The sequence below is a fragment of the Streptosporangium nondiastaticum genome (assembly GCF_003011965.1).
Lineage (GTDB): Bacteria > Actinomycetota > Actinomycetes > Streptomycetales > Streptomycetaceae > Streptomyces > Streptomyces nondiastaticus.
In genome coordinates this window covers 22,941-30,689 of record NZ_PXWG01000074.1, presented here as the reverse complement: position 1 = coordinate 30,689, position 7,749 = coordinate 22,941, and the positions used below count along the sequence as shown (strand labels likewise).

Below are 7,749 nucleotides of genomic sequence, written 5' to 3'. Positions count from 1 at the left end.
CGCCGCGACCACCGCCACGGGCGCGGGCACGGCCGCGCAGCTCGCCGGCCGGCTGGTGGGGCTGGGCGAGGACGAGCGCGCCCGCCTCATGACGGATCTGGTACGGGCGGAGGCCGCGGCCGTGCTGGGGCACGCGTCGGCCGGGGCCGTCGACGCGCGCCGGGAGTTCCAGGACCTCGGCTTCGACTCCCTGACGTCCGTCGAGCTCCGCAACCGGCTCTCCGCCGCGACCGGCCTGCGGCTGTCCGCGACGCTGGTCTTCGACTACCCCAGCCCCACGGCGCTCGCGGGGCACCTCGTCGCCACGCTGCTCGACGAGCACGGGGACACGGCGGCGGCGGCCGCCGTGCCCGGTGCGGTCGCCGACGACCCGGTCGTCATCGTCGGCATGGCCTGCCGGCTCCCGGGAGGCGTGCGGTCTCCGGAGGACCTGTGGCAGCTCGTCCTCGAAGGCCGCGAAGGCATCACGGACTTCCCGGCGGACCGCGGCTGGGACCTCGACGCCCTGCTGGGCGGGGCGGAGGGCGACCGCGGCCGCAGCGCCACGGCCAAGGGAGGATTCCTCGACGGCATCGCGGACTTCGACGCCGGCTTCTTCGGGATCTCGCCGCGCGAGGCCGTCACCATGGACCCGCAGCAGCGGCTGCTCCTGGAAACCTCCTGGGAAGCGATCGAACGCGCCGGCATCGACCCGGAGTCCCTGCGCGGCAGCCGGACCGGCGTCTTCGTCGGCACCAGCGGCCAGGACTACACGATGCTCGTGATGAACTCCCGCGAGGACCTGGAGGGCCACGCCGGCACGGGCCTCGTCGGCAGCGTCGTCTCCGGCCGCATCTCGTACGCCTTCGGCCTGGAAGGCCCCGCCGTCACCCTCGACACGGCGTGCTCGTCGTCCCTCGTGGCCATGCACCTGGCCGCGCAGTCCCTGCGCTCCGGCGAGTCCTCGCTCGCCCTGGCCGGCGGGGTGACGGTCCTGTCGACCCCGATGAGCTTCCCCAGCTTCAGCCGCCAGGGCGTGCTGGCGACGGACGGCCGGTGCAAGGCCTTCTCGGACGACGCCGACGGCACCGGCTGGTCGGAGGGCGTCGGCGTCCTCGTCCTGGAGCGGCTGTCCGACGCGCGGCGCAACGGGCACGAGGTCCTCGCCGTCGTCCGGGGCTCGGCCATCAACCAGGACGGCGCCTCCAACGGACTCACGGCGCCGAACGGCCCGTCCCAGCAGCGCGTCATCCGACAGGCCCTGGCGAACGCCGGGCTGTCGACCGGTGACGTGGACGCCGTCGAGGCGCACGGCACGGGCACCTCGCTCGGAGACCCCATCGAGGCCCAGGCCCTGCTCGCCACGTACGGGCAGGACCGGGCCGAAGGGCGGCCGCTGCTGCTGGGCTCGCTCAAGTCGAACATCGGCCACACCCAGGCCGCGGCCGGCGCCGCCGGTGTCATCAAGATGGTCATGGCGCTGCGGCACGGCGTGCTGCCCCGCACCCTCCACGTCGGGACGCCCACGACGCACGTGGACTGGACGGCCGGCGACGCCGAACTCCTGACGGAGCGGACCGACTGGCCGGACACCGGCCGTCCCCGCCGGGCGGCTGTCTCCTCCTTCGGCATCAGCGGCACCAACGCGCACGCCGTCCTGGAGCAGGCCCCGGACCTCGCCGCCCGGCCCGGCGGGAACACCCGGTCCGGCGGGAACGCCAGGCCTATCGAGGCGGAAGCCGTTCCGTGGCTCGTCTCGGGGAAGACCTCCGAAGCACTGGACGCCCAGGTCGAGCTGGTGCGCGAGTGGGCCGGGGAGCGCCCGGAACTCTCGCCGCTCGACATGGGCTTCTCCCTGGCCACGGGCCGGCCGGCCTTCGAGCACCGCGCGGTGCTGCTGGCGGGGGCCGAGGTCGCGCGGGGCACGGCCACGGAGCGTTCGCTCGCGCTGATGTTCCCGGGCCAGGGCGGACAGCGCGCCGGCATGGGCCGGGAACTGTACGACCGGTTCCCGCCGTTCGCGGAGGCGCTGGACGCGGTGCTGGCCCACTTCGACGGCGAGCTGCGGGAGGTGATGTTCACCGACGCGGAGCGCCTGGACGAAACCAGGTTCACCCAGCCGGCGCTGTTCGCGATCCAGGTGGCGCTGTTCCGGCTCGTCGCGTCCTGGGGCATCCGCCCCGACTTCGTCGTGGGCCACTCCTTCGGAGAGATCGCGGCGGCCCATGTCGCCGGGGTGCTCTCCCTGGCGGACGCGTGCACCCTGGTGGCGGCCCGCGGACGGTTGATGAACGCCCTGCCCGCCGGCGGTGCGATGGTGGCGATCGAGGCGTCCGAGAAGGAGGTGGCCGCACGGCTGACCGGCGGCGTGTCGATCGCCGCGGTCAACGGCCCCGAGGCCGTCGTCATCTCCGGCGAGGAGACCCATGTCCTGCGCATCGCCGGGGAATTCGCCGCCGAGAACCGCAAGTCGCGGCGGGTGCCGGTGCGCATGGCCAGCCACTCGCCGCTGATGGACCCGATCCTGGAGGACTACCGGAAGGTCGCCGAGGGCCTCTCCTACCGGGAGCCGGAAATCCGGTTCGTCTCGACCGTGACCGGCGCGGAGGCGTCCGGGGAACTGATCGGCTCCGCCGACTACTGGGTCCGGAACGTCCGCGAACCCGTCCGCTTCGCCGACGGCATGCGCACCCTGGCGTCCGAAGGCGCCTCGGCCTTCCTGGAACTGGCGCCCGACAGCACGCTGACGGGAGTGGCCCAGCACAACCTGGACGGCACCCCGGTGGCCGTGCCGGCACTCCGCAAGGACCGTCCGGAGGAGAGCGCCCTGCTCGCCGCCCTCGCGTCCCTCCACGTGGCCGGTGTCGCCATGGACTGGTCCGGGTTCTTCGCCGGCACCGGCGCCCGCCGCGTCGACCTGCCCACCTACCCCTTCCAGCGCCGGCGCTACTGGCCCCGGCCCGGCACGACCGCCGGAGACGTCGCGTCGGCGGGACTGGAACCGGCCGGACACCCGCTGCTGGGCGCGGCGGTGCACCTGGCGGACCCGGGCGGGATGCTGTTCACGAGCCGGCTGTCGGCCCAGGCACACCCCTGGCTGAAGGACCGCGCGACGGGCCGGACGACGACCCTTCCGGCCGCGGCCCTCGTCGAACTCGCCATCCGGGCCGGCGACCAGGCCGGCTGCGACCACCTCGCCGGACTGACGCTCGGCGCGCCCCTGGAGCTCACCGACGGCACGGCCCGCGTGATGCAGGTGCGGCTCGGCCCTCCGGGTGACTCGGCCCGCGAGATCCGGTTCTTCTCCCGGCCCGCGGACGAGCCGGACGGGACATGGACGGAGCACGCCTCCGGCACGCTCACCACGGGCGCGCAGGCCACGGACTTCGACGCCTCCGTCTGGCCGCCGCACGGCGCGTCCGCCGTCGACCTGGACGACTTCCGCGCCGGGACCCGGCACGGCACCGTCCTCCGCGGGGTGCGGGCGGCCTGGAGCCGCGGCGACGAGGTGTTCGTCGAGGCCGCGCTCCCCGACGGCCTCGCCTCCGAGGCCCAGGACTTCGGGCTGCACCCCGCCCTGCTCGACGCGGTCGTGCACGCCGCCGCCCTCTGCGAGGCGGGAGACGAGGACGGCATCCGGCACGCCACCTCCTGGAGCGGGGTGTCCCTGCACGCCTCCGGCGCGTCGTCACTGCGGGCACGCATCACGATCACGGGCGAGGACACCGTCCGCGTCCTGGCGGCGGACGCCTCCGGCGCCCCGGTGCTGTCGGCGGAAACCCTCGGCCTGAGCGCGCCCTCGCACGCTCCCCGACCCGCCGCCCGGCGCGAGCCCCTGCTGCGCCTGGAATGGGTCCCGGCGCCGGAGCCGCAGGCCGCTCCGGACGCACGGAGCGTGCTGCTCGCTCCCCTCGGGGCCGCGGATCCGGCGGGTGTCGCCGACGTCCCGGACCTGATCGCGGTTCCCGTACCCCCCACCGGCGGCGACGTGCCGGCGGCCGCGCACGAGCTGACGGCGCAGGCCCTGCGACTGATGCAGGACTGGCTCGCCGACGAACGGTTCGGCACGTCGCGACTGGTGTTCCTGACGCGCGGCGCGGTCTCCGGCGACGATCCCGCCGCCGCGGCGGTCTGGGGACTGGTGCGCTCCGCGCACGCGGAACACCCCGGCCGCTTCGTCCTGGCCGACCTCGACGACAGCGGCGACCCGGCGGCGCTCCTCGCGCAACTGCCGGGCCTGCTGGCCTCCGGCGACAACCAGTTCGCCGTGCGCGGCGGAGAAGTGCGCGTCGGACGGCTGGCCTGGCTGCCGGACGGCGCGGGCGCGCGGCGGACGGAGTGGGACCCCGAGGGAACCGTTCTCCTCACCGGCGGCGCCGGCAACCTGGGCGGCCACCTCGCCCGGTGGCTGGCCGCGTCCGGCACGCGGCACCTGCTGCTGGCCGGCCGCCGCGGCCCACAGGCCCCCGGGGCGGCCGCACTGGCCGGCGAACTCCGGGCACTGGGCGCCCTGCCCACGATCGTGGCCTGCGACGTCGCCGACCCGGACGAGCTCGCCGGCCTCCTGGCCGGGATTCCCGCCGCACACCCGCTGACGGCGGTCATCCACCTGGCCGGCGTCCTCGACGACGGCATGGTGACCACCCTGACCCCCGAGCGGCTGTCGTCCGTACTGCGGCCCAAGGCGGACGCGGCCTGGCACCTGCACGAAGCCACCAAGAACCTCGGCCTGGCCGGGTTCGTCATGTTCTCGTCCCTCTCCGGCGTGCTCGGCGCACCGGGCGTCGCCAACTACGCGGCCGCGAACACCTTCCTGGACGGCCTGGCCCGGCACCGGGCCTCTCTGGGCCTGCCCGGACAGTCGGTCGTGTGGGGCCACTGGGCGAGCGGCGACGGCATGGCCGGCGAGCTGAGCGACACGGCCATGGCCCGCATGCGCGCCAGCGGCCTGTCGCCGGTGACCGTCGAGCAGGGCACGGCCCTGTTCGAGGCCGCCCTCGGCGTGGACGAGCCCGTGGTGGCGGCGCTCGGCCCGGTCGCCGGAGCCCCGGTGCCACAGGCCGACGTGCCCCCGCTCTTCCGCGGGCTGATCCGCCGGGGCAGGAGGACCGCGGAGAACACGTCCGGCTCCCCGGTCCCGTTCGCCCGGCAGCTGCTGGCCCTGCCGGACGCGGACCGGCTGCGGCACACCGTCGACCTCGTCCGCACCGAGGCCGCCGCCGTCCTCGGCCACACGTCGGTCCGGGACATCGAGGCCCACCGCGACTTCTTCGCGCTGGGATTCGACTCGCTGACCTCGGTCGAGCTCCGCAACCGCATCGCCGCGGCCGCCGGGCTGCAACTGCCCGCCACCGTGGTCTTCGACAACAGGAACCCCGAGAACCTCGCCGCCTGGCTGCTCGGCGAACTCGCCGCGCAGCCGGGCCCGGACGGGGCCCCGGCCGGTGCGGGCCTGCGGGGCCCGGCCGCCGGGCAGGAGGTCGACTCCCTGGAACGGCTCTTCCTCGACGCCCTGGAGAACGGCAGGGTCGCCGAAGCCCAGCACATGGTGCGGGCCCTGGGCGCGCTCCGCGCGACCTTCGAGAACGCGGCCGAGCTGGAGGACCTGCCCCTGCCCACCACGCTCGCCGAGGGCCCCGGCCACCCGCGGCTGATCTGCGTCAGCACCCCCACCGCCAACGGCGGCGTCCACGAGTACGCCCGGTTCGCCGCACCCTTCCGGGGCAAGCGGCACGTCTGCGCCGTACCGCTGATCGGCTTCGCGGCGGGGGAGCGGCTGCCGGCCACGCCCGAGGGCGCGGTCAGGGTCATCGCGGAGAGCGCGCTGCGCGCGAGTGACGGAGAACCCTTCGCCCTCGCCGGGCACTCCTCCGGCGGCGCGTTCGCCTACGCGGCCGCCGGCCTGCTGGAGAGCACGTGGGGCATCAGGCCGGCGGCCGTGGTGCTGCTGGACACCCTCAGCCTCCGGCACGAGAACGGCGAGGACGTCGACTACGCCGGCATGATGCGGCGGAACTTCATGGTCGACGAGGTCTCACCGGTGCGGATGACCAATTCGCGGCTGTCCGCGATGGGCCGGTGGATGGGCCTGCTCAGCCGGCTCGACGTCCAGCACCCGACCGCCCCCGTGCTGAGCCTCCGGGCGACGAGGGCGGCCGCCGGAGTCGAGTACGCCACGGCCGCGGCCGAGGGACAGGGCGCCTACCCCTCGGCCCAGGTCCGCAGCGTCGACGCCGACCACTTCTCCCTCGTCAAGGCGGACGCCGCGGCGACCGCGGAGGCCGTCGAGAGCTGGCTCCGCTCCGTCGGCGGGGCGTGACGGTGCCGGAGAGCCGCCGTCACGGCCCGGCCGCGCGCGATGTGTTCCCACCCCTACCCAGAAGACAGGACATGCCATGACCGTTTCTTCCCGGGACCTGCCCTCCCTCGGCCTGGAGCCGCCCGGCCTGCTCCGGCTCAGCCCCCTGCTGCGCGGACTCCAGGACCAGGCGCCGGTCTGCCGGGTGCGCACCCCCGCCGGGGACGAGGGGTGGCTGGTGACCCGCCACGCCGAGCTCAGGGAGCTGCTGCACGACGAGCGCGTCGGCCACTCGCACCCCGACCCGGAGAACGCGCCCCGCTACGTCCGGAGCCCGTTCCTGGACCTGATGATCACCGACACCGACGCCGAGGCGGGACGCCGGACGCACGCCGAGATACGCCGCCTGCTCACGCCGATGTTCTCCGCCCGGCGGGTGCGCGAGATGGAGCCGCAGGTGGCGGCGGTCGTGGAGACCGTACTGGACCGGTTCGTCGCCCAGGGCCCGCCCGCCGACCTGCACGGCGGCGTGTCCGTCCCGGTCGCCCTGACGGTGCTCTGCGACATCATCGGCATACCGCCGCACAGCCGTGAACAGCTGACGGAGATGCTGGCCCGGATGGCCCTCCTGGGCGACCGGGAGAGCGTGGAGCACGGCCGGGACGAGCTCTTCGCTTTCGTCGAGGGCATGGTCGAACGGAAGCGGGCCGAGCCCGGCGCCGACATCCTCACCCGGCTGTCCGACGGCGGACTCCCCGAAGAGCGCGTGGCACCGCTGGCCGTGGGCCTGCTGTTCGCCGGGCTGGACAGCGTCGTCACCTTCCTCGACCACGGCGTGATGCTCCTGGCCGAGTACCCCGAGCAGCGCGCGGCCGCCCTCGCGGACCCGGGCGCGATGACGCACGCCGTGGAGGAAATACTGAGGTCCGCCAAGGCCGGCGGGTCGATCCTGCCGCGCTACGCCTCCGAGGACGTCGAGATCGGCGGCGTGACGATGCGGGCCGGAGACCTGGTCCTGTTCGACTTCAGCCTCCCCAACTTCGACGAGCGGGCCTTCACCGAACCGGAGCGGTTCGACATCACCAGGACCCCCAACCTGCACCTGACCTTCGCCCACGGCATGTGGCACTGCATCGGCGCCCCGCTGGCGCGCATCGAGCTGAGGACGGTCTATACCCGGCTGTTCACCCGTCTGCCCGGCCTGCGCCTGGAACGGCCGGCGGGCGAACTGCAACTGCGCGACGGCCAGTTGTCCGGCGGCCTCACCGAGCTGCCCGTGACCTGGTAGCCCCACCCCGCCGTCCCGGCACGCCCTCGCCCGTACGCACGGCCCCGCCGCACCACCGGGGCCGTGCGTACGGGCGACGTGCTCTCACGGGCGACGTGCTCTCTGACGTGCTCTCTGACGTGCTCTCTACGGAAACCCGCAGTCGGCCTTGAGCAGGATGGGCCCCGGATAGTGGGTCAGGCGT

At 74.7% G+C, this 7,749-nt stretch carries 2 protein-coding genes; both read left to right on the top strand.

What is annotated here, in order from left to right; genetic code table 11:
- The first annotated feature begins 88 nt into the window (after positions 1-88).
- The gene (locus B7P34_RS23065) at positions 89-6,298 is read left to right on the top strand and encodes a type I polyketide synthase (protein WP_106679385.1); all 6,210 of its coding nucleotides are present in this window, start codon (positions 89-91) and stop codon (positions 6,296-6,298) included.
- A gap of 76 nt (positions 6,299-6,374) precedes the next feature.
- On the top strand, positions 6,375-7,565 hold the full coding sequence (locus B7P34_RS23060) for a cytochrome P450 (RefSeq protein WP_106679383.1): 1,191 nt from the start codon (positions 6,375-6,377) through the stop codon (positions 7,563-7,565).
- Positions 7,566-7,749 lie beyond the last annotated feature (184 nt).

Excerpts from the sequence above, each read along its gene's own strand:
- B7P34_RS23065 (WP_106679385.1), top strand. The coding sequence starts at position 89 with ATGACGGATCTGGTACGGGCGGAGGCCGCGGCCGTGCTGGGGCACGCG.
- B7P34_RS23060 (WP_106679383.1), top strand. The coding sequence starts at position 6,375 with ATGACCGTTTCTTCCCGGGACCTGCCCTCCCTCGGCCTGGAGCCGCCC.